Below are 26,931 nucleotides of genomic sequence, written 5' to 3'. Positions count from 1 at the left end.
AGCAGGGTGCGAGCATCAGACGTCTGCGGCGCGAAGTCGAGCCGCGGAGCATTTCGAAGGAGAAATCGACCGATGCTGCTCTTTCCCCCCCGACAGCGATTCACGAACGGAGCACACCGCTGATGGCGTTCCTGAAACATCTCGGCAAGATCCTGTTCTCGTCGCTCATCCTCCTGGGCGTCGTCATCACGATCCTGTTCCTCCTGCTGGAGATCGCGCCCGGCGACCCGATCCAGACGCTCGTCGGCGATGTGCCGATCTCGGAGGCGCTGCGTCAGCAGATCTACGCCACCTTCGGCCTCGACAAGCCCCTGTGGGAGCGCTACTTCATCTACATGGGCAACGTGCTCACCGGAAATCTCGGCGTCTCGTTCGGCACCGAGGTGCCGGTCACCCAGTTGATCGGCGAGCGCATCGGCAACACGCTGGCCCTGGCCATCCCGTCGTTCATCCTCTCGACGATCGGCGCGGTCATCATCGGCGCCATCGCCGCCAAGACCCGCAAGCGGTGGCTCGACAGCCTGCTCTCGGGCAGCTCGGTCGCGCTCTTCTCGCTGCCGAACTTCTGGCTCGGCCTCATGCTCATCATCGTCTTCTCGGTCACCCTCGGGTGGCTGCCCGTGCAGGGCAAGGCGCCGTACGGCGTCGAGGGCATTGAGATCCAGTACATGATCCTGCCGCTGATCACGATGGTCACCGCTGAACTGGCCTTCAAGGCCCGCATCATGCGCGCGTCGATGATCGAGTCGCTGGGTCAGGACTTCATGGACACGGCGCGCTCCAAAGGACTGAGTGAACGTCAGGCGCTGTGGCGCCACGCTCTGCCCAACGCGCTCCTTCCCATGGTGACTGTCGCCGGACTCAGCCTCGCCCACATCCTCGCGGGCTCGGTGCTGGTGGAGAAGGTCTTCGGGTGGCCGGGCATGGGCCTGCTCTTCATCGGCGCGATCGAACGGCAGGACACCTTCCTGGTGCTCGGGATCGTCATCGTGCTGACCATCACCATCCTCATCGTGAACATCGTGACCGATGTGGTCTACGGCCTCGTCGATCCGCGACTCCGCAGTCAGATCAAGCGTCCCGTCAGGAGCGAATCGTGAGCGTCCAGCAGCAGTCCCGACCGGCGGCAGACCCGACGCCGGCGCCACCGGTACGCACGGCCCGGCGTCCGCGCAACCCGGACTCCGTCTTGCGGATGTACTTCCGCAAGCCGATCGTGCGGATCTTCATGCCGATCCTGTTGCTCATGATCGTCGCGTCGCTGATCGGCCCCCTGCTCAGCGGGAACCCGTTCGCCACGAACAATCCGCCCTTCATCCCACCCGACTCCGAGTTCCCGCTCGGCACCGACAACCTGGGCCGCGACTACTTGGCACGCGTGCTCATGGGCGGTCAGGTGTCGCTGCTGGTGGGCTTCAGCGTGGCCATCCTGTGTCTGACCCTCGCGCTTGTCGTCGGCGGCATCGCCGGCTTCTACGGCGGTTTCATGGACACGATCCTGGTGAAGATCTCGGAGTTCTTCCAGGTGATCCCCGGCATCATTCTCGCCCTGGTGGCCGCGGCGATCCTCGGGACCAACGTCGCCATCATCGTGGTCATCCTGGCCCTGACGATGTGGCCCGGCGTGGCCCGCATCGTGCGGGCCGAGGCGATGCGCATCTCCCAACTGGGCTATGTCGAATCCCAGCGCGCCGCGGGCTTCTCGAGCCTGCGCATCCTGTGGTCCGACGTCCTGCCCAACGCGATGCCTCCCGTGCTGGTGGCGACGACCATGACGGTTGCCCGCGCGATCCTCGCCGAGTCGGGACTGTCCTTCCTCGGCATCGGCGACGCGAACCGGCCGAGCTGGGGGGCGCTGCTGAACCAGGCACAGCCGTACATCTCCACGGCATGGTGGCTGGCGTTCTTCCCCGGCCTCTGCATCTTCCTCGTCGTCCTGGCCATCAACCTCCTCGGCGATGCCCTCAACGACGCGCTCAACCCGTCGATCGGAAGGGTGAAATGACCGCCGCCATCGGAAACCTCGACGTCCAGCAACAGGCACGAGAGGATGCCGCACCGCCGGCGTCCGATTCGTCGGCCTTCCTGACCGTCACCGATCTCGAGGTGCACCTGCCGACCGGACCCCGCAAGGAGATCAGGGCGGTGCACTCGGTCAGCCTCGAAGTCCATCGCGGCGAGCGCGTCGGCGTCGTCGGCGAGTCCGGGTCGGGCAAGTCCGTCACCGGCCGCGCCATCGCCGGCCTGCTGCCGACGAACCCGCGTGTGCGCGTCGCCGGGTCGATCCGCTTCGACGGCCGCGAGATGGTCGGCGCACCCGCTCGCGCGTGGGACCAGATCCGCTCGCGCTCGGTGGGCATGATCTTCCAGGATCCGCTGACGTTCCTGAATCCCGTCATGAAGGTGGGTGCACAGGTCCGCGAGGCCGTCGATCCGGCCGCCCGCTCCGGTCGCGACGCGTCCGGAGACCCCGAGGCGATCCGGTTCCTGCAGCTCGCCGGCCTGGCCGACGCGGCAGAGCTCGCCCGCCGCTTTCCGCACGAACTCAGTGGCGGCCAGCGGCAGCGTGTGCTGATCGCGATCGCGATCGCGAAGCAACCGGACCTCATCCTCGCCGATGAGCCGACGACGGCGCTGGATGCCACGGTGCAGCGCAAGGTGCTGCGCACGCTCGACGAGACGGTCGCAAAGCTGGGCACCTCGCTCATCCTCATCTCCCACGATCTGGCGGTCGTGGCCAGCATGACCGACACGATCTATGTCATGTACGCCGGCCGGATCGTCGAATCGGGTCCGACCCGCCGCGTGCTGGAGTCCCCGCAGCACCTGTACACGCAGGCGCTGCTGCGCAGTGTCCGCAGCCTCACCGACGAAGGCGTGGACCTGTGGTCGATTCCGCCGGAGATGCGCCGCGAGATCGACGAACTCGTCCAGAGCGGAGCACCCTCATGATCGAAGTCACCAACGCCTCGAAGGTGTTCCGGTCCCGCCGCGGCGGAGCACCGGTAAACGCCGTCGTCGACGCCAACCTGACCGCTCAGCGCGGCGAATTCGTTGCCATCGTCGGCGAGAGCGGATCCGGCAAGAGCACCCTTGCACGGATGCTGCTGGGGCTGATCCCGGCGACGTCCGGCAGCATCACCATCAACGGGATCAACGTCGACCAGATGAACCCCGCACAGCGCAAGGACTACCGCCGGACGGTTCAGGCCGTGCTCCAGGACCCGTCCGGATCGCTCAATCCCCGCAAGACCGTCGGACGCACGATCGGTGAGATCGTCCGTCTGCACTCGATCGCTCGCGGCCGCGACGAGGTACACGCGAAGGTGCTCGAGGCCCTCGAACTGGTGGGCCTCTCCCCCGCGGAGCCCTTCATCCACCGCTTCCCGCAGGAACTCAGCGGCGGACAGCGGCAGCGCGTGCTCATCGCCCGCGCGATCGTGCTGAACCCCCAGATCATCGTCGCCGACGAGGCGGTCTCCGCCCTCGACGCGTCGGTCAAGGCCGGGGTCCTCCGACTGATGAACGGCCTCACCGAGCGCCTCGGCGTCGGCTACGTCTTCATCACCCACGACCTGCCGGTCGTCAAGAAGGTGGCCGACCGCGTCTACGTGATGAAGGACGGTGAGATCGTCGAGTCCGGACCCACTCGGCAGATCTTCGACGACCCGCAACACCCTTACACCCAGAGTCTGCTGGCCTCCGAGCTCGTCTTGGAGTCCGTCCTCTGACCGGACATCCGATCGGTCATCACTGAAACACCACCGCGTCCGGCGCGATCAGCGCCCGAAGCTACAGAGAGGTACTCCCATGAAGACCAAGCGCACGACCCGATTCGCCGCAATCGCGGCGCTCGCGTCCGCCGCCCTGCTGGTCGCCGGCTGTTCGTCCAGCGCCGCGCCGACCGAATCGGCCAAGCCCGAGACCCCGAGCGTCTACATCGACGCGATCGCAGCCGACCCGATCAGCTTCAACCCGCAGATCACGAACTCGCCCGTCACGCTGGCGTTCGGCGTCGCCCTGTTCGACCCGCTGGTCTACATCGACGCGGAGTCCGAGATCCACCCGATGCTCGCGAAGTCGTGGGAGTTCAGCGACGACAAGCGGACCCTGACCTTCACGCTCGAAGAGGGTGTCACCTGGCACGACGGCGAGCCGTTCACCTCCGAGGACGTCAAGTTCAACTTCGACGAGATCATGGCCTTCCAGACGTACGGCGCCTCCCTGGTCGAGTCCATCGACTCCGTCGAGGCCCCGGACGAGACCACCGTCGTGCTGAACCTGAACTCCGAGTTCGGGCCGTTCTTCGAGACCCTCTCGCAGCAGGTGATCATCCCGAAGCACATCTACGAGGGCACCGACTACGTGACCAACCCTGCCAACATGGCGCCGATCGGCACCGGTCCGATGAAGTTCGAGTCCTTCTCGTCGGGCGCCGAGGTCATCCTGGTCAAGAACGAGGACTACTGGCGCGGCGACGTGCAGGTCGACAAGGCGATCTACCCGGTCATGGCTGACACCAACACCCGCGCGCTCGCCCTGATCTCCGGCGAGCTCGACAAGGCCACCATCGACGCGTCGCAGCTGGATCAGATCGCGGGCAAACCCGAGCTTGTGCACCTCGAAGACGGCTACTTCGCCCAGGCGGTCGTCGTCGAGATGAACACGAAGAACGAGTACCTGGCGGACCCCGACGTGCGCGCCCTGGTGTTCTCGGCGCTGGACCGCCAAGCCTTCGCGGACGTGGCGATCGCCGGCTACGGCGAGCCGGCCGACGGCTTCTTCCCGAGCACCATGGGGTGGGCCAAGGACGAGAGCGTCGACTTCGACAAAGATTTCCCCTTCGACGTCAAAGCGATCAACAAGGGCCTCGACAAAGCCGGGTTCCCCGTCGGCGCCGACGGCGTCCGATTCACCCTGAACGTCAAGTACATCCAGGAGCTGACGGACACGGTTGCGATGGCATCACAGGCGAAGTCGATGCTGGCGGATGTCGGAATCGGCGTCAACCTCGAGGCGGTCACGTCGGCGATCTTCACGGACCAGATCTACGTGCAGAACAACTTCGATCTGGCGTTCCTGCGGACCACGGTCTCGGCCGACCCCGGACTGGGCATCTCCCGCTGGTACGCCTGCAACCCCGATCACATGTCGGCGCGCAACCCGTCGGGAATCTGCGACGCCGAGATCGACGCGGCCGTCGCCGGCGCGAACTCCACGACGGACCGCGAAGAGCGCGGCGAGTACTTCCGCGACATGCAGAAGCGTGCGAAGGAGCTCATCTTCTTCGCCCCGCTGGTGTGGACGAACGCCGGGTTCCCCACGGTCAACACGGTCCGCTGGGACGGTCTCACCGAGCTCGCCGAGGGAACCCCCAGCGGCAGCTTGAACTGGCTGACCATGAAGTGGAAGGGCTGACCCCCGGGGATTGATCCCCGCCGGAGAGGCGTACGTGCTGGGGTTCCGCGTCGCGGAGCCCCAGCACGCAACCGCACCGCGACCGCGGACACTCGCACATGCTCGGACAGAAAGGTTCCACAATGACCGCTGAGATCATCGACCCGACACAGCACTTCCACGCGAGCACCGCGGTGACGCCCACGGACGCCGCGCGCCCCGAAACCCTCGCCGGGCTACGCATCGGCCTGCTGGGCAATACCAAACGCAATGCCGACAGCATCCTGGACGCGATCGGAGCCAGGCTCGCCGACCGTCACGCCCAGGTCGCGCTCATCCCCCGCACCAAGACGCAATTCGCCATGCCGCTGCCGGTCGAGCTCGTCGAAGAGCTGATCCGGGACTGCGACGTGGTCGTCATCGGGGTCGGCGATTGCGGATCCTGCAGCGCCTCGGCGGTCGCGGACGCCATCGCGCTCGAGAGCGTCGGCATCCCCACCGCGGTGATCTGCACCGACGCCTTCGTCCAGCCCTCTTCCGCGATGGCGGGGCTCAAGGGCGCCCCGGACTTCCCCTACCTCCTGACGGCGCACCCGATCGCGAACCTGACCGCCGACGGCGTCGAGGAGCGCGGCGAGCAGCTGGCCGCTCAGGTCGAGGCGCGATTGATCGGCTCGACGCGGACCGTGGCTGCCGCGTGAGCGAACACGTCGCCGTAGCCCTCGATCCCGACGTCGCAACCGGGGTCGCCGAGGAGCTCTACGGACGCGGCTGGACCGATGGTCTTCCGGCGCTGCCGGCGACCGAGGAATCCGTGCAGCGCTTCCTCGCGACGACGCAGCGCGCCGAAGACGAGGTGGCCGCGCACCACCCGCAGCTCGAACGACACGTGACCGTCCGCGACGTCGCCGTCAGCGCCGTCATGGCGGGGTGCCTCCCCGAGTACTTCCCGGTCGTACTCGCCGCGTGGGACGCGCTCTCCGCGGAACGCGCCGCACTCGGCGGTGGTTGGCAGTCCACCAGCGGCCCTGGCCCGCTCATCGTCGTCAACGGACCGATCCGGCATCAACTGGCCATCAATTCCGAAGGCGGCGTCCTCGGACCCGGCTTCCGCGCGAACGCGACGATCCCCCGCGCGATCGGCCTCACCGTCCGCAACGGATTCGGCATCCGTCCCCGCGAGCTGGAGCAGGCCACCATCGGGACAGTGGGCCGCTGGCAGCTGTGCATCGGCGAGAACGAGGAAGCGAGCCCATGGGAGCCGCTCTCGGAAGAAGCAGGGGTGGAGCCGGGTGTCAGCGCCGTGGCCGCCACCCTGGTGCGCACCTTCGAGGTCGTCGACAATCGCAGCTTCACCTCCGCCCAGGAGGTCCTGGGCGACTTCGTCGACACCATTCAGCGCTCCGGTGCCCTGATCGGGCGCCACAGCCCGACCGGCATCCTGCTCAACCCCGCCCATGCGCAACTGTTCGCAGACGCAGGTATGAGCAAGCAGGACGTCCGCGAGTGGATCGTGGCGCGCGCGGGCCGCACCGAGGCCGAACTGCAGGCGGTCGGCAAGGGACTCAGCCATCTCCCCGGCGGACCGTTCGCTGCCGACCACCGTCACCCGACCTTGGCGGACGCGAAACCCGCCACCCTTCCGATCATCGTGGCCGGCTCGTCGAATGCGGCGATGTCGATGGTGTTCCGCGTACTCGGCCTCTGGTCGGGCCGCTCGTTCCCCGTGCGCTGATCCCCCTCCTCCACCCTGGCAGAAAGGCCTGAACCCATGACCGAAACCACCGCTGAGAAGTGGCCCGTCCCCGTTACCGATCCCCTGGCCGCCGCCGCGGAGCCCTGGCTCACCGGCAAGGTCGCTCTCGTCGTCGGTGGGGGGTTGAGCGGCCCCGAGGGCGGCATCGGCTTCGCCATCGCCTGGCTGTGCGCGCAGAACGGCGCTGCCGTCGCGGTCCTGGACCGCGACGCCGCGGCCGGAGCCCGCACCGTCGATGCCATCCGCGAGGCCGGTGGGCAGGCGGAGCACTTCTCCGTCGACGTCACCGATGACGCGTCGGTCGAGCAGGCCATCAGCGCCGCGGCCGCGCGGTTCGGGTCCTTCGATGTGGTCGCCGACACGATCGGCGGCACCGGCGTGCAGCCGATGTTCGAAGCGACGTTGGAGCAGTTCGAGCAGGCCATGAAGCTGAACTTCACCGCCGTCTGGTACGTCATGCGCCACGCGCAGAAGCACATGGAGCGCGGCGCGTCGATCGTCACGATCTCCTCCTCGGCTGCCGAGGGACGCGGGCCGGGCATGCCGTACTCGTTCGGCAAGTCCGCGCTGGAGAAGCTCACCACCGGTGCCGCCGGCAGCCTCGCTCCCCGCGGCATCCGGGTCAACTGCGTTCGCGTCGGCATGATCTGGGGCGCGTTCGCGGCGCGCGGGATGAACGAAGAGCAGCGTGCGATCCGGGCGGACAACGTGATCCTGCGCACCGAGGGCAACAACTGGGATATCGCCCGCGCGGCGTTCTACTTCCTCACCGACCAGGCGCGCTGGGTGACCGGACAGACCCTCGCGGTGGACGGCGGCGGATTCCGCATGGCGCCCACCGGCGCGGCCGGCTCGAACCTCAAGTAGCCGCACTTCGCACGTACAGAAGCCTCCGCGCGGTCGCGCGGAGGCTTCTGTACGTGCGGGCGGCTGGGATCAGCTACAAGCCCGCGTGACGGCGGTTGAAGGCGATCGTGCGCGGATCCAGCGGGGCGGGCTTCTCGGCAAGCGCCCGCGACATGCGGTTGGCTGCTGCGCGAACGTGGTCGGCCAGGCGATTCGGTTCGTGCTCGTCCAGGATGTAGACGACGCCGACCGCGGCATCCACCACGCCCTCGGCGTTCACGATCGGCGCGGCGATGGACCCGGCACGCATCGTCACGAACTGGCTGCCGATCGCGAACCCCTGGCGCCGCACGATGTTGATGTTCTGCCGAAGAGTCTGCTCATCGCCGATCGTCTTCGGCGTGTACACCTTCATCGGCTCACGCACGTACTCGTCGACGACATCGGCTGCGGAGTGGGCGAGCAGGACGAGTCCGGTCGCCGTAGCGTGCAAGCGCATGCGGCCGCCGATCTTGTTCTCGCCCGTGTAGTTCGGATGCGCACGCAGTGCTTCCAGGTAGACCACGTCCTTGCCGTCGCGGGCGGCGAGGTGCACGGTCAGACCGGTGTAGCGGTGCAGATCCACCAGATGCGGCAGCACCTTCTCGCGCAGTCGGAGTGCGTCCGTGGAGGCGGATGCCAGGTCGAGGATCTTCCGCCCGAGCCGGTACCTACCGTCGCAGTCCTGCTCCAGGCCGCCCCAGTCCAGCACCTCTTTGACGAGCCGGTGCGTGGTGGTCAGCGACAGGTCCGCATAGCGGCTGATCTCGGAGAGGTTCAGCGTGCCACCTCCCCGCGAGAACGCCCCGAGAAGGGCAAGGACCCGCGCGGCAGCGGTCCGCTTGGTCGGCGTGGCTTCGGGGATCTCATCCATACGTCTGTCCTCCGTTGTCCTGGAGCGTCGGCCATGACGCGCCGCCGGCGAACAGAGCGCGAACGCACGCACCGTGGAGGTGTGCTCGAACGCCCGGTTGTGCCTGCCGGTGTCTTCCAATATCGGACACCCGCCGCGGTGAGGGGAATGCGGATTTCACCTGGCGGGAAGCATTCGCCTCAGGCTGTTTTCAGGCTGACTGAATGTGTTACGTTCGTCGAGCAGGGTAAGCCGCTGCACCCCCTTCAGGCCAAAAGATCTTGAGGGATTACGAGGCGTCGCAACGACCGCTCGAATCCCTCGATCGCGTGTGCCGCCACTCCCTTCAGCAACGAAGCCCGAGGAGGAGCCATGACGCTGAGAGTCAGCATCGTCGTCGGCAACCCGAAGCCGCAGTCGCGCACGCTCGCGGTCACAGCTGAGCTCGCCCAGGCCATCGTCGGCGAGAGCGATCACTCACTGCGCGTCATCGATCTGGTCGAGCACGTCGAGCAGATCTTCTCGTGGCCGTCCGCGGAGATGGCGGAGCTGAACGCGGCCGTCGCCGAGTCCGATCTGGTGCTCTTCGGGTCCCCGACCTACAAGGCGACCTACACCGGCCTGCTCAAGGCGTTCCTGGACCGTTACCCCGCGAACGGCCTGCAGGGCGTGGTGGCGGTCCCGATGCAGACCGGCGCCGACCTCGCACACTCCCTCGGCCCCTCCTTCGGCCTGATCCCGCTTCTGCTGGAGCTCGGCGCCGTCGTCCCGGGCCGCGGCTTCTACTTCGTGACAGGCCAGATGAATACGCTCGGCGCGCAGGTGCGATGTGCCGCTGACGAGTATCGCGCGCAGATCGCACGGGTCGCCGCGCTCGGATCCGCCCTGGCCGGGCCGTCCGCCCCCTCGACCCCCGGCTTGAGAGCATGAGGGCCCACACGGGCGGTACAGCGGTTCCGCGCGACACGGATGTCCGCGACTTCGACAGCGCAGGGTTCCGCGAGGCGCTAAGCCATTACGCCTCGGGGCTGACCGTCGTGACCGGCATCGATGATGACGGCCCGGTGGGATTCACGTGCCAGTCGTTCTACAGCGTCTCCATGGATCCGCCGCTGGTATCGATCAGCGTGATGCGAACGTCGGACTCCTACCCTCGACTGCGCAGGTCCGGGCGATTCGCCGTCAACGTCCTCTCCGCCGCTCAGCAGCCGTTGTCGGAGCAGTTCGCCCGCAAGGGCGTGGACCGATGGACCGGGGTGGGTTGGACGCAGTCCCCGTCGGGCAACCCGCTGCTGCGCGAGTCGCTGCTGTGGGTCGACTGCGAGCTGTGGGCCGAACACGAGGCAGGCGACCACCTCATCGTGATCGGGCACGTGCAGAACCTGGGCCGCGCGGAGCCCGCTGCGGCGGCCCCCCTGATCTTCTACCGCGGGCGGTACCACGAGCTGAGCGGAGCACCGTCTCACATCGGTTCGGGGAGCACACACATCGAGGCCACAGCGTCCGGGTCGGGCGCGCAAGGGAATGGAGCACCGCGATGACACCACCACGTCAGCGCCAGATGATTCTGACGATGTTCATGCTGAGCTTCGGCTACCACAGCGATGCCTGGCGACAGCCGAACAGCCGCTCCGAAGAGGTGAGCCGGTTGAGCATCGTCGCGGACATGGCCAAAGCCGCCGAAGCCGCCAAACTCCATGCGATCTTCCTGGCGGACAGCAACGACGCCGGAAGCATCCGCTCGAACAGCGTTCGCGGCGTCTCGGTGTACGAGCCGATCACCACCCTCAGCGCCCTGATCGGGCACACGTCGAAGATCGGGCTGCTCGGAACCGCATCCACGACCTACTCGCAGCCCTACCGCGTGGCCCGCCAGTTCGCGGGGCTCGATCTGCTCAGCGACGGACGCGCAGGCTGGAACGTGGTGACGTCGGTGAGCGGCAACCGCAACTTCGGGCTGGAGAGCATGCCGGCCCCGGAGGACCGTTACCGACGCGCCACCGAGTTCGTCCAGGTGGTCAAGGCGCTGTGGGACAGCTGGGATGCCGACGCCATCGTGAACGACCGCGAACGCGCCATCTGGGTCGAATCCGACCGGGTGCACGACATCAACCACGTCGGCGAGTTCTTCTCCGTCCAGGGCGCGTTGAACATGCCCCGTCCCCCGCAGGGCCACCCGCTGATCGTGCAGGCCGGCCAGTCGCCCGCCGGCATCCGACTGGGCGCCTCGATCGCAGATGCGATCTACACGATCCAGCCCGAGCTGGACAAGGCGATCTCGTTCTACGACCAGTACAAGCAGATCGTCGCCTCGAACGGTCGCGATCCGGACAGGGTGAAGATCCTCCCCGGCATCATGCCGTTCGTCGGCAGGACGCTTGCCGACGCGCAGGAGCTGGCCGCAGACCTGGCGAACGGCATCGAGCCGACCGCGGGCCGGGCCGTGGTCGCGCGGATGCTGGACGTCGACATCGACGACCTCGAGCTGACCGACCGCATCCCCATGGAGCGGCTCGAGGTCACCCCTCAGCGCCAGGAGCGCTGGCACATCTACCGCGCCATGGCCGAGACCCAGACGGTCGGCGAGCTGATGGTCGAGCTCGCGCGGGCCGTCGGCCACCGCTGGATGATCGGGACTCCGGGCATGATCGCGGACAGCATGATCGAGTGGTTCGACAAGCGGGCCTGCGACGGGTTCAACCTGAATCCGCCGAGCTTTCCGGACGGGATGGATGCCATGCTGACTCTGCTCGTTCCCGAACTCCAGGAGCGGGGCTACTTCCAGGACGACTACGCCGGCGACACCCTGCGCGAGCGCATGGGCGCCGAGCCGCGTTAGCCGCGGGAAGATCGGAGGATCACCCGAGTTTGTCGATCCGCGCGTGCGGCGTTCGACGTCCTTCCCGTAACGTCGCTGCACAGCGGCACTGAAGGGACATGCGATGAAGTACTTGATGCTCGTGGTGGCCGATCCGGATCTCACCACGGATGAAGAACCGGTCCTCACCATAGAGGAATGGGTCGACGAGACCTACGGGCAAGGGCGGGCCACCGACGGGGACCGGCTCCGGCCGCCCTCCGATGCCAAGACCGTAAGACGCCGCAACGGCAAGGTGAGCGTGACGGACGGACCCTTCGCCGAGACACACGAGTGGATCGCCGGTTTCGATCTGCTCGAGTGCGACACTCTCGAGCAGGCGGTCGAGGTCGCGTCTCGGCATCCGATGGCCACCCACGGCACGATCGAGGTGCGTCCGGTCTGGCCGCTCGAGCTGAACTGACCGCTCACCGCCGGGGCGCACTCTGCCGGTGGCGCCCCGGCGGTGACGGACGCTCCCCTGTCGCATTCCGGGTCACCGCTCGGCGTGTCGTGACAGGCGAGCGGGGCCCGTACCGACCCGGAACTCGGCAGGGAATCGCCCGGGCCGCTACGCTCGAAGAGTGACACAACGCGCCCCGCTCTCCCACAAACTCAGTGCCATCGCCGAGTCCGCGACTCTCAAGGTCGACGCGAAGGCCAAGGCGCTGCAGGCCGCCGGACGACCCGTCATCAGCTACGCGGCCGGCGAGCCGGACTTCGCAACGCCCCAGTTCATCGTGGATGCCGCGGCCGAGGCGCTGCACGACCCCGCCAACTACCGCTACACCCCCGCCGTGGGTCTACCGGTCCTGCGCGAGGCCATCGCCGCCAAGACGCTGCGCGACTCGGGACTCGACATCGAGCCGTCCCAGATCGTGGTCACCAACGGCGGCAAGCAGGCCGTCTACCAGGCGTTCCAGGCGGTCGTGAACCCCGGCGACGAGGTCCTCCTGCCCGCACCGTACTGGACCACCTACCCCGAGGCGATCGCACTGGCCGACGGAGTGCCCGTGACGGTCTTCGCCGGAGCCGACCAGGACTACAAGGTCACCGTCGAGCAGCTCGAAACCGCCCGCACCGACAAGACGACGGCGCTGGTCTTCGTCTCCCCGTCCAACCCGACCGGCGCTGTCTACACTCCCGCCGAGACCAAGGCGATCGGCGAATGGGCCGTGGAGCACGGCATCTGGATCATCTCCGACGAGATCTACCAGAACCTCGTCTATGAGGGCGCCCGCGCGGTCTCGATCGTCGAGGCGGTCCCGGATGCCGCGGCCCAGACCATCCTCGTCAACGGCGTGGCCAAGACCTACGCGATGACCGGCTGGCGCGTCGGCTGGATGATCGGGCCCACGGACGCCATCAAACTGGCCGCGAATCTGCAGTCCCACCTGTCCAGCAACGTCAACAACGTCGCACAGCGAGCGGCGCTGGCCGCCCTGACCGGCCCGCAGACGGAAGCCGAGCAGTTCCGGGTCGCATTCGACCGCCGTCGCCGGCTGATCGTGGACGGCCTGGCGCAGATCGACGGCGTCACGGTGCCCAACCCGCTCGGTGCCTTCTACGCGTACCCCGACGTGCGCGGCCTGCTGGGCCGGCAGTGGCGCGGGCAGACGCCGACAACGTCGCTGCAGCTGGCGGACCTCATCCTCGACGAGATCGAGGTGGCCGTGGTTCCCGGCGAGGCGTTCGGCCCCAGCGGCTACCTGCGGCTCTCGTACGCGCTCGGCGACGACGCGCTGCTCGAAGGCGTCACGCGGATGCAGGAGCTGTTCGCGTCTTAGCCCTCGGCGCGGGGATCGATGCGCGCAGCGAATCCACCGAGATCGTCGGCACCTCCAGCGGGAAGTGACACGCCACCTTGTGCCCTCCCCCGAGGTCGCGAGGCAGCGGCTCCTCCACCGCGCACTTGTCCTGCGCGCGCGGACACCGCGTGCGGAACCGGCACCCCGACGGCGGGTGCAGGGGTGAGGGCGGTTCGCCCTTGAGCGTCACGGGTCTGCGTGCGATCCCCGTCTCCGGATCCAGCCCCGGGATGGAGTCCAGCAGCGCCCGGGTGTACGGGTGCCGCGGGGTGGCGTACACCTGCTCGGCCGGGCCGATCTCGGCCAGCTGACCCAGGTGCATGACGGCGACCTGGTCGCTGAGCTGCTTGACGCGGGCAAGGTCGTGCGCGATGAACACGTACGAGAGGCCGAACTCGGCTCGCAGCTTCTCGAACAGGTTCATCACCTGCGCCTGGATGAGCACGTCCAGCGAGGAGATCGCCTCGTCGCAGACGATGAGCGCCGGATTGGTGGCGATGGCGCGCGCGATGGCCACGCGCTGCGCCTGACCGCCGGAGAGCTCCAGCGGACGCCGCCGCAGGTAGATGTCCGGATTCAGTCCGACCAGATCCAACAGCTCGCGCACACGGGCGCGCCTCTGCACGCGACCCATCTTCGTGTGACCGACCAGCGGCTCGGCCACGACATCCTCGACCCGCCATTTCGGGTTGAGAGAGCCGAACGGGTCCTGATAGACCATCTGGATGTCCCGGCGGGCGGCCTTCAGATCTCGCCGGGACAGCTCGACGAGGTTGCGCCCCTTGAACCACACCTCGCCTGACTTGGGCCGCTCCACCTGGATCGCCGCGCGGGCCAGCGTGGATTTGCCCGATCCGGTCTCGCCGACCACACCGAGCGTCTCACCGACGCCCAGCTCGAAGGAGACATCCGAAACGGCATGCACCACCCCGGCCTTGATGTTGCCGGGTCCGCGGCTGACGTACTCCTGCACGATGTGCCGGACCGACAGAAGGGTCTCTTTCGAGTCGGTCGCCTGCGGCGACCTCTCGTCCACGATCTGTGTCACCGGACATCCTCCTGCGCCGGCGCTGCGGCGGCGATCGTTTCGGGTGCGGCGCCGTCCAGGTGCGGATGCCAGCACGCGTACTTGTGATTCGGTTCGTGCTCGATCAGCTCGGGCCGCTCCGCGCACTTCTGCGTCGCCCGTGGGCAGCGCGGCGCGAACGCGCAGCCCGGGGGCAGCGCGGACAGGTCCGGCGGATGCCCGCCGATCACCGGGAGGAGGGCATGCGTGGGCGTGGACAGCTGTGGGATGGCCCCCAGGAGCGCCTTCGTGTAGGGCATCCGGACGTTGCCGAACAGAGAAGCGGTGTCGGCCTGCTCGACGATCCGCCCGCCGTACATGACGAGCACGTCGTCGGCGTAGCTGGCGGCGAGTCCGAGATCGTGACTGATCATGATCACGGCGGTGCCGAGCCGGTCCTGAAGATCGACCAGCAGCTCCATGATCTGCGCCTGCGTGGTGACATCCAGAGCCGTGGTGGCCTCATCGGCGATCAGCACCTTCGGGTTCGAGGCCAGTGCGATCGCGATCATCACCCGCTGGCGCATGCCGCCGGACAGCTGGTGCGGGTACTCGTGGAACCGGCGCTCCGGTGCGGGCAGGCGCACCAGCTTGAGCAGCTCGATGACCCGCTCGGCCGCCTCGGCCTTCTTCACCTCCCTGCGGTGCGTGCGCACCGCCTCCGAGATCTGCGCTCCCACGCTCATGGTCGGGTTGAGGGACCGTGCCGGGTCCTGGAACACCATGGCGATATCGTTGCCGCGGATCTGACGCATGGACCGCTCGTCCATGCCGACCAGCTCCGTGCCGACCAGGCGCGCTGAGCCTTCGATCCGCGCGCTCGGTGGGAGAAGTCCCATCAGGGCGCGCACCCCCACGGATTTGCCGGACCCGGACTCGCCGATGATCGCGAGCATCCGGCCCGCCTCGAGGTCGTACGAGATTCCGCCGACCGCGTGGACCGGGCGACCCCCACGCGTGAAGGTGACGCGGAGGTCGTCGACAGACAGGACCGTCTCGGGGCGTGGCGCCCTCTCGGCAGGGCCGGCGAACTGCTGCAGCGTGCTCATCGACCGTTCATCTCATCTCTCAGGTTCTCGCCGAGCAGGTTGAAGGAGAGCACCGTGACCAGCAGGGCCAGGCTCGGCCACAACACCAGCAGCGGCGTCGCTGACAGCGACTGCTGCCCTTCGTAGATCATGTTTCCCCAGCTGGGTGCAGGCGCCGGGACTCCCATGCCCAGGAAGCTCAGGGCACCCTCGGTGACGATCACGATCCCCATGCCCAGAAGGGCGAAGTTCAGCATCTGCGGCACGATGTTGGGCGCGATGTGACGCGTCAGCGTGCGCCAGGTGGTGCTGCCGCTCAGATCGGCCGCCTGGATGAACGGCATGTTCGAGATGCGCAGCGTGGCCGAGCGGGAGATTCGTGCGACCGCGGGGATGCTGAAGGCCGACAGCGCCAGGATCGTGTTCGGCAGGCTGGGGCCGAGGATCTGGGCGATCGCGATCGTCAGCACCAGCGAGGGGAACGCGATCAGCACATCGAGTGCGCGCATGATCACGGTGTCGATCTTGCCGCCGAGGAACCCGGAGATCGCGCCGACGACGCCTCCGACGACGAGACCGATGACGTTGACGGCGATCGCGATCATCAGCGATGCCCGGCCGCCGTAGATCATCCGCGACAGCACGTCGTTCCCGTTCACGTCGGTGCCGAGCGGGTGACCGGGCGTTCCCGGGGGCAGACCGCTGTCCAGCACGCTGCCACCGGTCGGTGGGGCCAGCGGCAGGAAGAACGGGCCGATGAAGCAGACGAACAGCAGCAGGAACACCAATCCTGCCGGAATCCCCACCACGAGCTTGCGGCGGATCCTGCCCCAGGTCTCGCTGCGAGGCACAGCGGACGGGATGAGGGCGGCCCCTACCGAGGCGTCAGCGATTGCCATAGCGAATCCTTGGATCGAGCACCGCGTACAGCACGTCCACGACGAGGTTCGCCAGGACGGCGACCGCCGCGAAGATGAACACGCAGATCTGGACGACGGCGGTGTCCCGGGACATGACGCCTTGCAGCATCAGCACACCGAGCCCGGGCATGGAGAAGATCTGCTCGATGATGACGGTGCCCCCGACCAGCCCGCCGATGTTGAGGCCGACCAGTGTGAGCAGGCCGAAGGACGAGTTGCGGAAGGCATGCCGCCAGAGCACCTTCCACGGTCCGACCCCCTTGGCTCGGGCGGTTTCGACGTAGTCGGCGGAGTTCATCTGCTCGACGAGATCACCCCGCAGGAAGCGCGCGTAGAAGGCCGCCAGGGGAATGGCCAGTGCGAGCACGGGCAGCGTCACAGAACGGATGTTGAGCCACAGGTTCTCTTCGATCGGCACATACCCGATGGCGGGCAGAGCCCGCAGGAGCACGGCGAACACGAGTACCAGCAGCAGCGCCATGACGTAATTGGGAACGGCCAGCAGGGTCATGGAGATGACCATCACCACCCGATCGAAGAAGCCACCCGGCTTGCGGGCGGCCATCAGCGCCACCGGCAGCGCCAGAGCGAGCGAGACCACGAAGGCCAGTACCACCAGTTCGACCGTGACCGGCACCCGTTCGGCGAGCAGCGTGGTGACCGGCTGCCCGCTGATCGAGGACTTGCCGAAGTTGCCGGTGACGAACCCGCCCAACCAGGTGAGGTATCGCTCCACCGGGGAGCGGTCGAGGCCCATCCGCGCGCGAACAGCCTCGACCTCCTCCTCGGTGGCGTCCATACCCGCCTGGTTGCGTGCGGGGTCGCCCGGGATCGCCTCGAGCAATGCGAACACGAGGATGCTGATCGCCAGCAGCAGGGGGATCGCTATCGCGATCCGGCGTGCGATCAACCGAACCAGGGGGGAACCCACCACCCGGCCGAGGGCGCTGACGCGCTCCTCGGTCCGGATGCTGGTAGTGGCCTCCGTGATGGGCACCTATTTCCCGCTCTCTACCCAGACTCGGTCGTACAGCACACCCTGGTTGACCGACAACGCCGGAATGGGCACGTCCAGTCCGGGGCCGTGCACGCCGGCGCGCAGGACCTGAGCCGGCGAGAACGCCATTCCGAACGGCGCATACGCCTGGTCGGAGATGTACTTCGCGATCTCCTGGTACTTCGCGTCCCGCTCGTCGTAGTCGTTCGTGCCGACGGCTTCGCGCAGCAGCACGTCCAGCTCGGTCTCCAGACCCTTGGCCAGCGCGTCCGCGCCGGATGTGGCGCCCTCGGGCAGCGGTGCACCGCTGTACGGAGACGTGGAGCCGAACCGGATGCCGACACCGATGCCGACCGACGGGTCCCATGCGCCCGCTGTCTGAAGCAGCGCCTGCCAGTCGCCCGTGACGAAGCGCGTGATCACATCGCCCAGCGGCTCAGCGCTGATCTCCACGTCGATCCCCGCCTCTTCCCACTGCGTCTGAAGCGCCGTGGTCACGGAGCGTGCCGTGACGATATCCGTCGTGCCGAGGTTGACCGTCAGTCCGCCGATCTCCTCGACGAGCGCCTTCGCCTTGTCGAGGTCGTACTCGCGGTAGCCCGGAACCTCCGGGTTGAAGAACAGCCCGCCGGATGCCGTGAACGACTGACTCATCTCGCCCTCGTCCTTGAACAGACCTTTGTTGATCGCGGCGAAGTCGGTCGCGTAGTAGATCGCCTCTCGCGCCTTGATGTCGTCGAACGGTGCGGTGCGCGAGTTCAGCTGCACGACATACGGCGATGTCGGGGCACCGAGGTGCACGGCCACGTCGGGGTTGGCCTTGGCCTCGGTGATGAGCGGCACCGAGCTGAGACCCTCGATGACGTCGCCCTGTCCGGCCAGCAGCGTCTGGTAGGCGACCTGGTCACCGGCCACGGACTGGAAGTTGATCGCGTCGAGGTACGGGAGCCCGGACTTGAAGTAGTCGGGGTTCTTCTCCAGCTCGAGGCGTTCGCTCAGGCTGTCGGCCGTGACGATGAAGGGACCCGCGCCGACGGGCTTGAGGCTGAAAGCGTCCCCGCCCAGCTCCGCGTACGCGGTCGGGGAGGCGATCAGGTTGAAGCTCGAGGTGGGGAAGCCGTTGACGAGGGAGCCGTCGACGTTGCGCAGCGCGAGCGAGACCGTGAGGTCATCGACCGCCTGGATCGCACCCAGCTGCTTCTGGACGGTGGCCTTGTCCACGTCTGCGGGGAGGGCTGCCCACAGGCTCGTCATGAACTCCTCGCTCAGCGCGGGGGCAGGAGTGTCCACGTTCAGCTGCAGGCGGGGCGCGCCCGTGCTGCCGGAGTTGAGGGCACGGATCCAGTTCCACACGACCGCCTCAGCATTCAGGGGCGTGCCGTCCGAGAATGTGATCCCGTCGCGCAGGGTGATGGACAGCGTCCGGCCGTCTTCGGACCACTCGAAGCTCTCGGCCTGGTTGGGTACGATCTGGCCGCCGTCGCCGTCCGGCTCGAGCGTGAAAAGTCCGCCGAAGATGGCGGCGTTCTGCGGGAGGTTCGAACCGGTCGTGTTGCTCGTGGCAGGGTCCAAGCCGGTCGCCCATCCTCCGGCGAAGCCGGCGTCCAGGAGCACCGTGATCTCGCCGCCCGGCGTGGGCTCACCCGAAGCGGCGTCCGGTGCGGCGTCGCCACCGCCCCCACCGGCGCACCCGGCTGCTGATACGACGATCCCTGTTGCCAGGGCGAGCGTGCCGATCAGGCGTACTGCCGACCGTCCGCTCTTGCGGATTCTTGTCATGTGAATTCCCTTGTTCTGAGCGGCGACGGCGAGCGCAGGTCCGCGGTCAACTTTGAGCCGGAACTAACTCCTGTGGCAGTCTGACTCAGCGCAGAAGGCCGTATCTATGTCACTTCCATCCGACGAAAGACACCCACCGATCCGTCCGCAGCGCACGACGCAGCGCACCGCAGACCGGGGTCTGCGGTGCGCTGGGCGGTACTCGTGGCGACTCAGGCGGTCAGGCGACGGCCTCCCGGCCCAGCCAGCGCAGAGCGTTCCTCCAGCTGATGTCCTCCCATTCCGCTTCGGGCAGGTCCATCGAGCGAAGCGTCTTGGCCGCCGGCTCCTCACGCAGCATCGCGGGGAAGTCCGAACCGACCAGGAGCCGGTCGGCGCCGAGCAGATCCACCAGGTAGCGAATGGTCCGCGCGTCGAACACCATCGAGTCGTAGTAGAACCGACGCGCCATCTCCAACGGAGACGGCCCGTCATCGGGAGAGACGGCGCGATCGAGGTTCTTGGGCTCCTCGTTCCAGGAGCCGCCCCAGAAGTAGTTGGCGCGCGGAAGCATCATGGCGAACCCGCCGGCCGCGTGGCTGAACGAGATCCGCAGGTCCGGGCAGGCCGCCGCGGTGCCCCCGAGGATCATCGAGGCTGCGGCGAACATGCCCTCGATCCCGACGACGTAGGTGCCCATGGCCGACATCGGCAGGCGATCCATCGGCGCGGGCATCGCGTGCACGAAGACCGAGAGCCCGAGTCTCTCCACCTCCTGGAAGAAGGGGAGGAACTTCTCGTCGCCGATCGAGCTGCCCAGGATGTTGGAGGCGATCTCGACGCCCGCAAGCCCCATCTCCTTGATGGCAGCCAGCTCCGCGGTGGCGGCATCTGGGTCTTCCATGGGCACCATGCCCAGGCTGATGAGCCGATCCGGCGCGTGTGAGCTCAGTTCTGCGGCGAACTCGTTGACGTGGCGCGAGAGCGCCAGCCCGTCGCCGGCGGGCAGGTCGTAGCGCAGCAGCGGCGGCATCGGGCTGACGACCTCCGCGTCCACACCGGAGGCATCCTGCGCCTCGATGCGCCGTTCGGCCTCGAAGAAGACATCCTTGGCCGGGAAGCGGGTCTTGCCGAAGACGAGCAGTCTGCTCGTGCTGTCCTCGATCGCCTCCATGTGCGGGAAGCATCCGGGAGCGTCGCTCGGGTAGTCCTTCGGAAGCAGGTGTGCGTGTGCGTCGATGATCATAGGGGTCCCTTGTCGGTCAGGCGAAGCTCGGGTGGACCGAGACGTGGATGGCGGACTTGTCGTCCGTGGTGCCGGCGAGGGTGTCGATCGCAAGTCCGACCTCGTCCAGCCCGAACGTATGGGTGTGCAGCAGCTCGAGCGGGAATCGGCCCGATTCCAGCAACCGGATGGCACGCTTGTTCGCGGACGCGTCGACGCCGAATGCTCCCTTGATGGTGAGCGCTCGGTTGATGATGAGATCGGTGACCAACGGGACCTCCTTGCGGCCCTTCAGACCCGCGAGGACGACGCGGCCGCCGAAACGGACGACGTTCATCGCGTCCGTGACCGGACCGGCGGCCATCGGCGTCAGATCGAGCGCGACATCGGCCATCTGCCCACCGGTGATCTCGGTCACGGCCTCGACGATGTCCTGGCCGCCGGGTCCCACGACGATCGTGTGGTCCGCACCCAGCTCGCGGGCGACCGCGAGCTTGTGCGCGTCGGAGGCCAGCCCGGTGATGATGATGTTCGACGCGCCCACCGACTTCGCGGCGATGATCGCGCCGAGTCCGCGCTGCCCTGCGCCCAGGATCACCAGTGTGTCGCCGAGTCCGACCTCGCCGAGGTCGACGGCCCACCGCACGCCGGCGCCGAGCGGGTTGTACATCGCCGCGATCTCAGCGGGGAGGCTCTTGTCGATCTTGTGCAGCACGGAGTTCGGGGAGATGTACATGTACTCGGCGAACCCGCCCCACAGGCTGGGCTCGACGTCGATGCCGGTCACGCCGTGACCGTACTTGCGGAAACGGCAGGCCTGGTAGCGGCCGGTGAGACAGTCGTTGCAGGCGCGGCAGGGAACGATGACCTCGAGCGCCACGCGGTCGCCGACCTGCACGCCCCAGCGCTCGGCGGCGCGATCTCCCAGCTCGGCGATGATGCCCATCGGCTCGTGGCCGGGGATGAAGGGGTTGGTCTGCGTCCCGATGTGGCCACCGTAGATCTCGACATCGCTGCCGCAGATGCCGTTGGCCTCGACCCGGAGGAGCCCGTCGTCGGGACCGATCTGCGGACGCGGGAACTCCCGCATCTCGATGTGACGGGGACCTGTCTGAACAGCTGCGCGAACCATCTCGGTCATGGAAGAGTCTCTTCTCTGTGGGGGTGGGTGACGGCGCCGGGCGACGCAGGGCGTGCCCGGTGGGCGCGCCGGGACGCGTTCAGGCGGGAGCCTGGGCGCTCTTGGGTACGGAGGTGATGGGCGGGCCGGGCGGATAGTGCGCGGCGGGTCCGCCGTCCACCGCCAGGATCTGGCCGGTGATCCAGCGAGCGGAGTCGCTCAGCAGGAAGAAGGCGGCGTGCGCGATGTCCCACGCCGATCCCTCGGTCTTCAGCGTGGTGCCCATCCGGCGCGGCTCGCGCATGGACTCGTCCATGTTCGCCGCGGCGAACGATCCCCAGATGGCTCCGACCTCGATGCAGTTGACGCGGATGCCCTGCGGCCCGAGCGTCGTCGCCGAGCCCTGGGTGAGGTTCTCGACGCCGGCCTTGGCGACGCAATACGGCATCCCCGGTCCGCGCGCGCTGACGCCCACGGAAGAGATGTTCACGATCGCGCTGCCCCGGGGCAGGACCGGGGCCGCGTGCCGGGTGATGTACCACGCGGACATCAGGTTGATCTGGAGGAGCTGCTCGAAGCGCTCCGGCGTGACATCGAAGATGCCGGCACGATCGCCGCTGGCGACGTTGTTGACCACCGTGTCCAGGCCTCCCAGCGCCTGCACCGCCTCGGAGACGGCGCGTTCGCACGCCAGATCGTCGGTGGCGTCGGCGACCACCGCGACCGCCTGGCCGCCGTCGGCGACGATGCGCTCGACGGTGCGCTGCGCGGCGTCCGCGGACCGGTCCAGCACCGCGACGCTCGCACCGTGGGAGGCCAGCAGCAGGGCGATGGAATACCCCACGCCCGGCAGCTCGCCGTTCTGCCCCGCGCCGGTGACCAGCGCACGGCGTCCGAGCATCTTCTGCTCCCCCACGCCCCCGAGCGGGTCCGACAGCGGGTCGACGAGGTCGATGGCCGTCACGAGGCCTCTCCCGCACGGATGGCGACGGAGTTTCCCGACCAGTCCGCGAAGTAGCGCACGACCATCGAGATGCCCGCGTTGCGCGAGCCCGCCACGGCGATCAGGACCCGGTCCTCGTTGCCGGGGGCGATCGTGCGCTGGAAGTCGTCGGCCGGCTCCCCGGACCCGGGAAAGCGCACTCCCGCTCCGTCGTTGTGGTCCTTGCCGGCGCGCGCCAGCTGTCCGGTCGTGCGGCCCGAGTGTTCCGCGAGCCAGGCCGCGACATCCGACCGGCTGTAGCCCGCGCCGGCCAGGAGGTTGGCGTGTTCGGGGCAGAGGACGACCCCCACCAGAGCGTGCTTGAAGATCAGCGATCCGGAGCGCCCGATCGTATCGGCGAAGTCGCCGAGAAGCAGCTCGGGGTCGGTCGTGTGCCGGTTGTCGACGTATTCGCACGTGCGCAGCAGAGTCGCCGTGACGGCGTTGCCGGTCACGCCGCGGTCCGCGGCGAGAGGCGGCCACGGGCTCTCCTCCTCGTTCTCCCCGATGCAGATCGACCACCGGCCCGGCAGACCCTGGGTGGCCTGCTCGAGCTCGTGCGGGTGCACGCCGAAGACGTTGCGCACGATCAGGCCGATCGCCCGGGCCACCGTGGCGTTCGCGCGGAAACCCGGTCCGAACACGCCACCGGTGCTGTTGAAGCCGAGCTCGTTGCGGATCGGCCCGTTCACGATGATCAGCGGAGCCGGACCGCTCGTGGACTGCCACCCGCCGCCCTTGGCGGCACGCTCGTTCATCAGGGCTTCCCACGCGGCCAGGACGACCGGGAAGTACTCGGGCAGGCACCCTGCCATGACGGCGTTGATGGCGGCGAGCTCGACGGTGACCGAGCGGTCGAGCTGGGGCATGTGGCCGATGACCTCGTCCGCGGGCCGGCCCGCAGCTGCCAGGAATCGGTCCACCAGCGGCCGCGTCGCCGGGACGAGCGGCAATCCGTCCGACCAGCCCTGCTCGTAGCAGTGTTCGACGGCGAGCTGGGCGGCGTCGGCATCCAGTTCGGCGACGCTCACGCGGCGGCCTTCGCGAGGGTGCCGACGATCTGCGGGAGGAGGCCCTCGGCGCGCGTGCGCACCTCGTCGGGCGTGAGGGACGCCATGGGATGCCGGGTCGTGATCCACTCGTAGTCGGGGGCGCCCTGCACTTCGGCCATCATGCGGCCGGTGCTCAGGAACGCGTCGGTGAGAACCACCGCGGCGGGCAATCCGGCACGTTCGAAATTGATGCCGTCGGCAACCGCCGCGGCACTGCACGATCCGCAGTCGCCCACGCCGATGACCACGACATCGCACTCCCGCGCGTAGCGAGCCACGATGGACTCGTCCACCGGAACGGAGAAGTTCGCCTTCGTCTCGACGATGCTCACCTCCGCAACGCCGTGCTCGGAGACGAGCAGGCTGCCGACCTCCCGCAAGAACAGCAGGGCGTTGTGCTTGGTGTTGTCCAGCAGCCCGACGCGCAACCCGGTGAGGTCTGCCGGTCGTGGCGCCAGGGCGCTCAGCGACGACGCTGCGGCATCAGCAGCGCGTCCGGTCGGATCGAGGATGGCGTTGGGCATTGTGGTACTCCTCCGTGTCGGGACCGGCGATCGGTGCTCGCCTGCGGACCTCTGCAGTCGAGCACCGAATCGAGGTCAGATGTCGTGAACGATCACTCCGCGGATGTTCTTGCCGTCCGCGAGGTCCTGGTACGCCTGGTTGACATCGTCCAGCGCGTATGTGCGCGTGACGAGCTCGTCCAGCTTGAGGTCCCCGGAGCGGTACAGGCCCAGCAGCTTCGGGATGTCGTACAGCGGGTTGCAGTCGCCGAAGAGAGCTCCGCGGATCTGACGCTGGTAGCCGATGAGCAGACCGGCCGGAACGTGGACGGCCTTCTCCTTCAGGGCGCCGACGCCGGTGATGGTGACCTTGCCCCCCTTGCCGGTCATCATCACGGCCTGCATGACCATCTCTTCGGTCACGACGCCGGGGGTGAGGATCGCGTGATCGGCCAACTGGCCCCACGTCGTCGCGTTGACGAACTCGTGGGCTTCCTTGGCATCGGCGAAGGTGTGCGTCGCGCCGAAGTTCATCGCGCTTTCGCGCTTGAACTCGACCGGGTCTATCACGACGACGTTCTTCGCTCCGGCGTACCGCGCGCCCTGGACCGCGTTGCTGCCCACGCCGCCCGCACCGAAGATCACGGCCGTATCGCCCGGCTTGACGCCGGCCGCATAGACCGCCGAGCCCCACCCGGTCGGCACTCCGCAGCCGACCAGGGATGCGATCTCGAACGGGATGTCGTCGGCCAGCGGCACGACGGCCCACTCGGAGACGACCGCGTACTGCGAGAACGTCCCCAGTGAGCAGAACCCGCCGAAGTCCTCACCGTCCTTGTGGAACCGGAAGGTGCCGTCCAGGAACATCCCCGAGCCGGCGTTCAGGCCCTTCACGCACATGTTCTGGTGCCCGGTCGAGCAGGGCCGACAGGCTCCGCAGGCGGGGATGTACGAGCAGACGACGCGGTCGCCGACCTTGACGCGGTTCACGTTCGGCCCGATGGACTCCACGATCCCCGCGCCTTCGTGTCCGCCGACGACGGGGAAGCGAACCGGTGCGTCACCGGCCGTGATGTGGTCGTCCGAGTGACATAGCCCGGATGCGGCGAACTTGATGCGCACCTCGTGCTCTTTCGGATCGTCCAGCTGGAGGTCGGTCAGCTCCCAGCCTTGATGTGGAGCGCGGGCAACAGCCGCGTGGGTGGTGATAGTCGCCATGTTCCGTCAACCTCTCATCGCGCCTGCGATGCGGCGCCGCGCATCGAGACCGTCTTGATCTGGGTCCATTCGAGCACCGAATCGGCACCCATCGTCCGGCCGAACCCACTGCTCTTGTACCCGCCGAAGGGACCGCCGATGACGCCGGCGCCCAGCGCGTTGTTGACGGCCACCTGGCCGGCCTGCAGTGCCCGGCTCAGCCGCACGGCCCTGCCCACATCCTGGGTCCACACCGACGCGACCAGACCGTACTCGGTGGCGTTGGCGACTTCGATCGCCTCCTGCTCGTCGTCCACGACGATGACCGACAGGACGGGACCGAAGATCTCCTCCTGCGCGATGCGCATGCCGGGATCGACCTTGTCGAACAGCGTCGGCTGGATGAAGAACCCGTTCCCGTAGTCGTCACCGACCGGCACGGCTCCGCCGGTGACGATCTCCGCTCCGGCTTCCTTTCCGAGTTCGATGTAGCTCAGCACGCGATCGTGCTGCTTCTCGTTGATCAGGGGTCCCATGTTGACGGGCTGATGCCACGGCCCCACGGTCACCTTCTGCATCTGCGCCGCCAGTCGTTCGACGAGCTCCACGTGGATGCTGCGCTGCACGATCACACGCGAACCGGCGGCGCAGATCTGCCCGGTGTTCAGCGTGATGCCGGCGACCATGGCCGGTACGGCGGCGTCCAGCTGGGCGTCGTCGAGGACGACCTGGGGAGATTTGCCGCCCAGCTCGAGGTGCAGCGGCGTGAGGTTCTTGGCGCACGCAGCCATGATCAGGGCGCCGGTCTGCGGCGAACCGGTGAAGCCCATCCGGCGGATGCGCGGGTGCGCCGGAATGGCCGCCCCGGCTTCGTGGCCGTAGCCGGTGACCACGTTGATGACGCCGGCCGGGATGCCCGCCTGCAGGGCGAGCTTGGCGAGCGCGAGCGGCGTCAGCGGGGCGTCCTCGGCGGGTTTCATCACGATCGTGTTGCCGGCGGCGATCGCTGCGCCCACCTCGGTCACGAACATGGGACCGGGAGCGTTCCACGGGATGATGCCGCCGACGACGCCGAAGGGCTCGCGCAGCGTGAACCCGAGCGTGTCAGGCGAGTAGGTGGGCAGCGACACGCCCTGGACCTTGTCGGTCTGGCCTGCGATGAAGCGCAGCTGTCCGGGCGATCCGAGCGGACCCCAGCTCGGGCGGCCGACTTCCTGACGCTCGATCTCGTCGAGCGCCTCGGCGTTCTGCTCGATCAGGTCGGCCCAGCGGAACAGCAGCCGCCCGCGGGCGGTCGCGTTCAGGTCGCGCCAGGCGGGGAACGCCTTCTCGGCTGCCTGGACGGCCGCCTCGACGTCTTCGGCGTTGCCGCGCGGGATGCGAGCCAGCAGCGTGCGGTTGGCGGGGTTGATGACGTCGATGGTCTGGCCGCTCGACGAAGCGACCCAGTCGCCGCCGATGAGTTGCACACCGTCGACGAGGAGATCGCTGTCGACCGAGGTCGCGGTGGGGGAAGTAATGGTCATG

General features: G+C 67.9%; 26 protein-coding genes. 13 read left to right on the top strand and 13 right to left on the bottom strand.

Annotation, left to right across the window (positions count from 1 at the left end; translation table 11 throughout):
* Positions 1–122 precede the first annotated feature (122 nt).
* The 8 genes from NQ152_RS16440 to NQ152_RS16405 all read left to right on the top strand — a co-directional run bounded on the left by NQ152_RS16440 (position 123) and on the right by NQ152_RS16405 (position 8,020).
* The gene (locus tag NQ152_RS16440; RefSeq protein ID WP_257524755.1) at positions 123–1,100 is read left to right on the top strand and encodes an ABC transporter permease; all 978 of its coding nucleotides are present in this window, start codon (positions 123–125) and stop codon (positions 1,098–1,100) included.
* The gene (locus NQ152_RS16435; RefSeq protein ID WP_257503957.1) at positions 1,097–2,005 is read left to right on the top strand and encodes an ABC transporter permease; all 909 of its coding nucleotides are present in this window, start codon (positions 1,097–1,099) and stop codon (positions 2,003–2,005) included. The genes NQ152_RS16440 and NQ152_RS16435 overlap by 4 nt, the downstream gene beginning before the upstream one ends.
* A complete protein-coding gene (locus tag NQ152_RS16430) occupies positions 2,002–2,952 on the top strand; it encodes an ABC transporter ATP-binding protein (protein WP_257524754.1) in 951 nt (316 codons plus the stop codon). The genes NQ152_RS16435 and NQ152_RS16430 overlap by 4 nt, the downstream gene beginning before the upstream one ends.
* A complete protein-coding gene (locus tag NQ152_RS16425) occupies positions 2,949–3,731 on the top strand; it encodes an ABC transporter ATP-binding protein (RefSeq protein ID WP_257524753.1) in 783 nt (260 codons plus the stop codon). The genes NQ152_RS16430 and NQ152_RS16425 overlap by 4 nt, the downstream gene beginning before the upstream one ends.
* Positions 3,732–3,810: 79 nt before the next feature.
* A complete protein-coding gene (locus NQ152_RS16420; RefSeq protein ID WP_257503954.1) occupies positions 3,811–5,418 on the top strand; it encodes an ABC transporter substrate-binding protein in 1,608 nt (535 codons plus the stop codon).
* A gap of 122 nt (positions 5,419–5,540) precedes the next feature.
* Complete coding sequence (locus tag NQ152_RS16415) at positions 5,541–6,098, top strand: UGSC family (seleno)protein (RefSeq protein ID WP_257524752.1); 558 nt, start codon at positions 5,541–5,543, stop codon at positions 6,096–6,098.
* Complete coding sequence (locus NQ152_RS16410; RefSeq protein ID WP_257524751.1) at positions 6,095–7,132, top strand: hypothetical protein; 1,038 nt, start codon at positions 6,095–6,097, stop codon at positions 7,130–7,132. Before NQ152_RS16415 ends, NQ152_RS16410 begins: the two co-directional genes overlap by 4 nt.
* Positions 7,133–7,168: 36 nt before the next feature.
* On the top strand, positions 7,169–8,020 hold the full coding sequence (locus NQ152_RS16405) for an SDR family NAD(P)-dependent oxidoreductase (protein ID WP_257503951.1): 852 nt from the start codon (positions 7,169–7,171) through the stop codon (positions 8,018–8,020).
* A 73-nt stretch (positions 8,021–8,093) separates the two neighbouring features.
* On the opposite strand, the gene NQ152_RS16400 is transcribed toward NQ152_RS16405, so the two are convergent.
* Positions 8,094–8,912, bottom strand: a complete 819-nt coding sequence (locus NQ152_RS16400; RefSeq protein ID WP_257524750.1) for an IclR family transcriptional regulator — start codon at positions 8,910–8,912, stop codon at positions 8,094–8,096.
* A gap of 351 nt (positions 8,913–9,263) precedes the next feature.
* Between NQ152_RS16400 and NQ152_RS16395 the strand changes: the two genes are divergently transcribed.
* The 5 genes from NQ152_RS16395 to NQ152_RS16375 all read left to right on the top strand — a co-directional run bounded on the left by NQ152_RS16395 (position 9,264) and on the right by NQ152_RS16375 (position 13,535).
* The gene (locus NQ152_RS16395; protein WP_257524749.1) at positions 9,264–9,821 is read left to right on the top strand and encodes an NADPH-dependent FMN reductase; all 558 of its coding nucleotides are present in this window, start codon (positions 9,264–9,266) and stop codon (positions 9,819–9,821) included.
* Positions 9,818–10,432: a flavin reductase family protein gene (locus tag NQ152_RS16390; protein WP_257524748.1), complete on the top strand. Its 615-nt coding sequence runs from the start codon at positions 9,818–9,820 to the stop codon at positions 10,430–10,432. Before NQ152_RS16395 ends, NQ152_RS16390 begins: the two co-directional genes overlap by 4 nt.
* Positions 10,429–11,730 carry an NtaA/DmoA family FMN-dependent monooxygenase gene (locus NQ152_RS16385; RefSeq protein ID WP_257524747.1) on the top strand — a complete coding sequence of 434 codons (1,302 nt, stop codon included), beginning with the start codon at positions 10,429–10,431 and terminating at the stop codon, positions 11,728–11,730. The genes NQ152_RS16390 and NQ152_RS16385 overlap by 4 nt, the downstream gene beginning before the upstream one ends.
* Positions 11,731–11,833: 103 nt before the next feature.
* Positions 11,834–12,172 (top strand): YciI family protein, encoded by a 339-nt coding sequence (locus tag NQ152_RS16380; RefSeq protein ID WP_257503949.1) that lies wholly within the window; start codon positions 11,834–11,836, stop codon positions 12,170–12,172.
* Between the two features lie 160 nt (positions 12,173–12,332).
* The gene (locus tag NQ152_RS16375) at positions 12,333–13,535 is read left to right on the top strand and encodes a pyridoxal phosphate-dependent aminotransferase (RefSeq protein ID WP_257524746.1); all 1,203 of its coding nucleotides are present in this window, start codon (positions 12,333–12,335) and stop codon (positions 13,533–13,535) included.
* Here the strand turns inward: NQ152_RS16375 and NQ152_RS16370 are convergent.
* The 12 genes from NQ152_RS16370 to NQ152_RS16315 all read right to left on the bottom strand — a co-directional run bounded on the left by NQ152_RS16370 (position 13,504) and on the right by NQ152_RS16315 (position 26,930).
* Positions 13,504–14,604 carry an ABC transporter ATP-binding protein gene (locus NQ152_RS16370; RefSeq protein ID WP_257524745.1) on the bottom strand — a complete coding sequence of 367 codons (1,101 nt, stop codon included), beginning with the start codon at positions 14,602–14,604 and terminating at the stop codon, positions 13,504–13,506. The genes NQ152_RS16375 and NQ152_RS16370 overlap by 32 nt on opposite strands.
* Positions 14,601–15,671 carry an ABC transporter ATP-binding protein gene (locus NQ152_RS16365; protein WP_257503946.1) on the bottom strand — a complete coding sequence of 357 codons (1,071 nt, stop codon included), beginning with the start codon at positions 15,669–15,671 and terminating at the stop codon, positions 14,601–14,603. The genes NQ152_RS16370 and NQ152_RS16365 overlap by 4 nt, the downstream gene beginning before the upstream one ends.
* On the bottom strand, positions 15,668–16,549 hold the full coding sequence (locus tag NQ152_RS16360) for an ABC transporter permease (RefSeq protein ID WP_257503945.1): 882 nt from the start codon (positions 16,547–16,549) through the stop codon (positions 15,668–15,670). The genes NQ152_RS16365 and NQ152_RS16360 overlap by 4 nt, the downstream gene beginning before the upstream one ends.
* Positions 16,536–17,567: an ABC transporter permease gene (locus NQ152_RS16355; RefSeq protein ID WP_257503944.1), complete on the bottom strand. Its 1,032-nt coding sequence runs from the start codon at positions 17,565–17,567 to the stop codon at positions 16,536–16,538. The genes NQ152_RS16360 and NQ152_RS16355 overlap by 14 nt, the downstream gene beginning before the upstream one ends.
* Positions 17,568–19,346, bottom strand: coding sequence for an ABC transporter substrate-binding protein (locus NQ152_RS16350; RefSeq protein ID WP_257524744.1), 1,779 nt, complete (start codon positions 19,344–19,346; stop codon positions 17,568–17,570).
* A gap of 220 nt (positions 19,347–19,566) precedes the next feature.
* A complete protein-coding gene (locus NQ152_RS16345; protein ID WP_257524743.1) occupies positions 19,567–20,571 on the bottom strand; it encodes an amidohydrolase family protein in 1,005 nt (334 codons plus the stop codon).
* A 16-nt stretch (positions 20,572–20,587) separates the two neighbouring features.
* Positions 20,588–21,691, bottom strand: a complete 1,104-nt coding sequence (locus NQ152_RS16340; RefSeq protein WP_257503941.1) for a zinc-binding dehydrogenase — start codon at positions 21,689–21,691, stop codon at positions 20,588–20,590.
* 79 nt (positions 21,692–21,770) lie between these two features.
* The gene (locus tag NQ152_RS16335) at positions 21,771–22,634 is read right to left on the bottom strand and encodes an SDR family oxidoreductase (protein WP_257524742.1); all 864 of its coding nucleotides are present in this window, start codon (positions 22,632–22,634) and stop codon (positions 21,771–21,773) included.
* Positions 22,631–23,683 carry a hypothetical protein gene (locus tag NQ152_RS16330; protein WP_257503939.1) on the bottom strand — a complete coding sequence of 351 codons (1,053 nt, stop codon included), beginning with the start codon at positions 23,681–23,683 and terminating at the stop codon, positions 22,631–22,633. Before NQ152_RS16330 ends, NQ152_RS16335 begins: the two co-directional genes overlap by 4 nt.
* On the bottom strand, positions 23,680–24,228 hold the full coding sequence (locus NQ152_RS16325; protein WP_257524741.1) for a UGSC family (seleno)protein: 549 nt from the start codon (positions 24,226–24,228) through the stop codon (positions 23,680–23,682). The genes NQ152_RS16330 and NQ152_RS16325 overlap by 4 nt, the downstream gene beginning before the upstream one ends.
* 75 nt (positions 24,229–24,303) lie before the next feature.
* A complete protein-coding gene (locus NQ152_RS16320; protein WP_257503937.1) occupies positions 24,304–25,425 on the bottom strand; it encodes an NDMA-dependent alcohol dehydrogenase in 1,122 nt (373 codons plus the stop codon).
* Positions 25,426–25,439: 14 nt separating this feature from the next.
* A complete protein-coding gene (locus NQ152_RS16315; protein ID WP_257524740.1) occupies positions 25,440–26,930 on the bottom strand; it encodes an aldehyde dehydrogenase in 1,491 nt (496 codons plus the stop codon).
* Position 26,931 lies beyond the last annotated feature (1 nt).

The organism is Microbacterium sp. zg.B48, from assembly GCF_024623505.1.
Classification (GTDB): domain Bacteria; phylum Actinomycetota; class Actinomycetes; order Actinomycetales; family Microbacteriaceae; genus Microbacterium.
This window is presented reverse-complemented; position numbering and strand designations above follow the sequence as displayed.

What these genes read in the sequence shown, in the direction of transcription:
- NQ152_RS16440 (WP_257524755.1), top strand. Translation starts at nt 123, where the DNA reads ATGGCGTTCCTGAAACATCTCGGCAAGATCCTGTTCTCGTCGCTCATC.
- NQ152_RS16430 (WP_257524754.1), top strand. Translation starts at nt 2,002, where the DNA reads ATGACCGCCGCCATCGGAAACCTCGACGTCCAGCAACAGGCACGAGAG.
- NQ152_RS16425 (WP_257524753.1), top strand. Translation starts at nt 2,949, where the DNA reads ATGATCGAAGTCACCAACGCCTCGAAGGTGTTCCGGTCCCGCCGCGGC.
- NQ152_RS16420 (WP_257503954.1), top strand. Translation starts at nt 3,811, where the DNA reads ATGAAGACCAAGCGCACGACCCGATTCGCCGCAATCGCGGCGCTCGCG.
- NQ152_RS16415 (WP_257524752.1), top strand. Translation starts at nt 5,541, where the DNA reads ATGACCGCTGAGATCATCGACCCGACACAGCACTTCCACGCGAGCACC.
- NQ152_RS16405 (WP_257503951.1), top strand. Translation starts at nt 7,169, where the DNA reads ATGACCGAAACCACCGCTGAGAAGTGGCCCGTCCCCGTTACCGATCCC.
- NQ152_RS16400 (WP_257524750.1), bottom strand. Translation starts at nt 8,912, where the DNA reads ATGGATGAGATCCCCGAAGCCACGCCGACCAAGCGGACCGCTGCCGCG.
- NQ152_RS16395 (WP_257524749.1), top strand. Translation starts at nt 9,264, where the DNA reads ATGACGCTGAGAGTCAGCATCGTCGTCGGCAACCCGAAGCCGCAGTCG.
- NQ152_RS16390 (WP_257524748.1), top strand. Translation starts at nt 9,818, where the DNA reads ATGAGGGCCCACACGGGCGGTACAGCGGTTCCGCGCGACACGGATGTC.
- NQ152_RS16385 (WP_257524747.1), top strand. Translation starts at nt 10,429, where the DNA reads ATGACACCACCACGTCAGCGCCAGATGATTCTGACGATGTTCATGCTG.
- NQ152_RS16380 (WP_257503949.1), top strand. Translation starts at nt 11,834, where the DNA reads ATGAAGTACTTGATGCTCGTGGTGGCCGATCCGGATCTCACCACGGAT.
- NQ152_RS16365 (WP_257503946.1), bottom strand. Translation starts at nt 15,671, where the DNA reads ATGAGCACGCTGCAGCAGTTCGCCGGCCCTGCCGAGAGGGCGCCACGC.
- NQ152_RS16360 (WP_257503945.1), bottom strand. Translation starts at nt 16,549, where the DNA reads ATGGCAATCGCTGACGCCTCGGTAGGGGCCGCCCTCATCCCGTCCGCT.
- NQ152_RS16350 (WP_257524744.1), bottom strand. Translation starts at nt 19,346, where the DNA reads ATGACAAGAATCCGCAAGAGCGGACGGTCGGCAGTACGCCTGATCGGC.
- NQ152_RS16345 (WP_257524743.1), bottom strand. Translation starts at nt 20,571, where the DNA reads ATGATCATCGACGCACACGCACACCTGCTTCCGAAGGACTACCCGAGC.
- NQ152_RS16340 (WP_257503941.1), bottom strand. Translation starts at nt 21,691, where the DNA reads ATGACCGAGATGGTTCGCGCAGCTGTTCAGACAGGTCCCCGTCACATC.
- NQ152_RS16325 (WP_257524741.1), bottom strand. Translation starts at nt 24,228, where the DNA reads ATGCCCAACGCCATCCTCGATCCGACCGGACGCGCTGCTGATGCCGCA.
- NQ152_RS16320 (WP_257503937.1), bottom strand. Translation starts at nt 25,425, where the DNA reads ATGGCGACTATCACCACCCACGCGGCTGTTGCCCGCGCTCCACATCAA.
- NQ152_RS16315 (WP_257524740.1), bottom strand. Translation starts at nt 26,930, where the DNA reads ATGACCATTACTTCCCCCACCGCGACCTCGGTCGACAGCGATCTCCTC.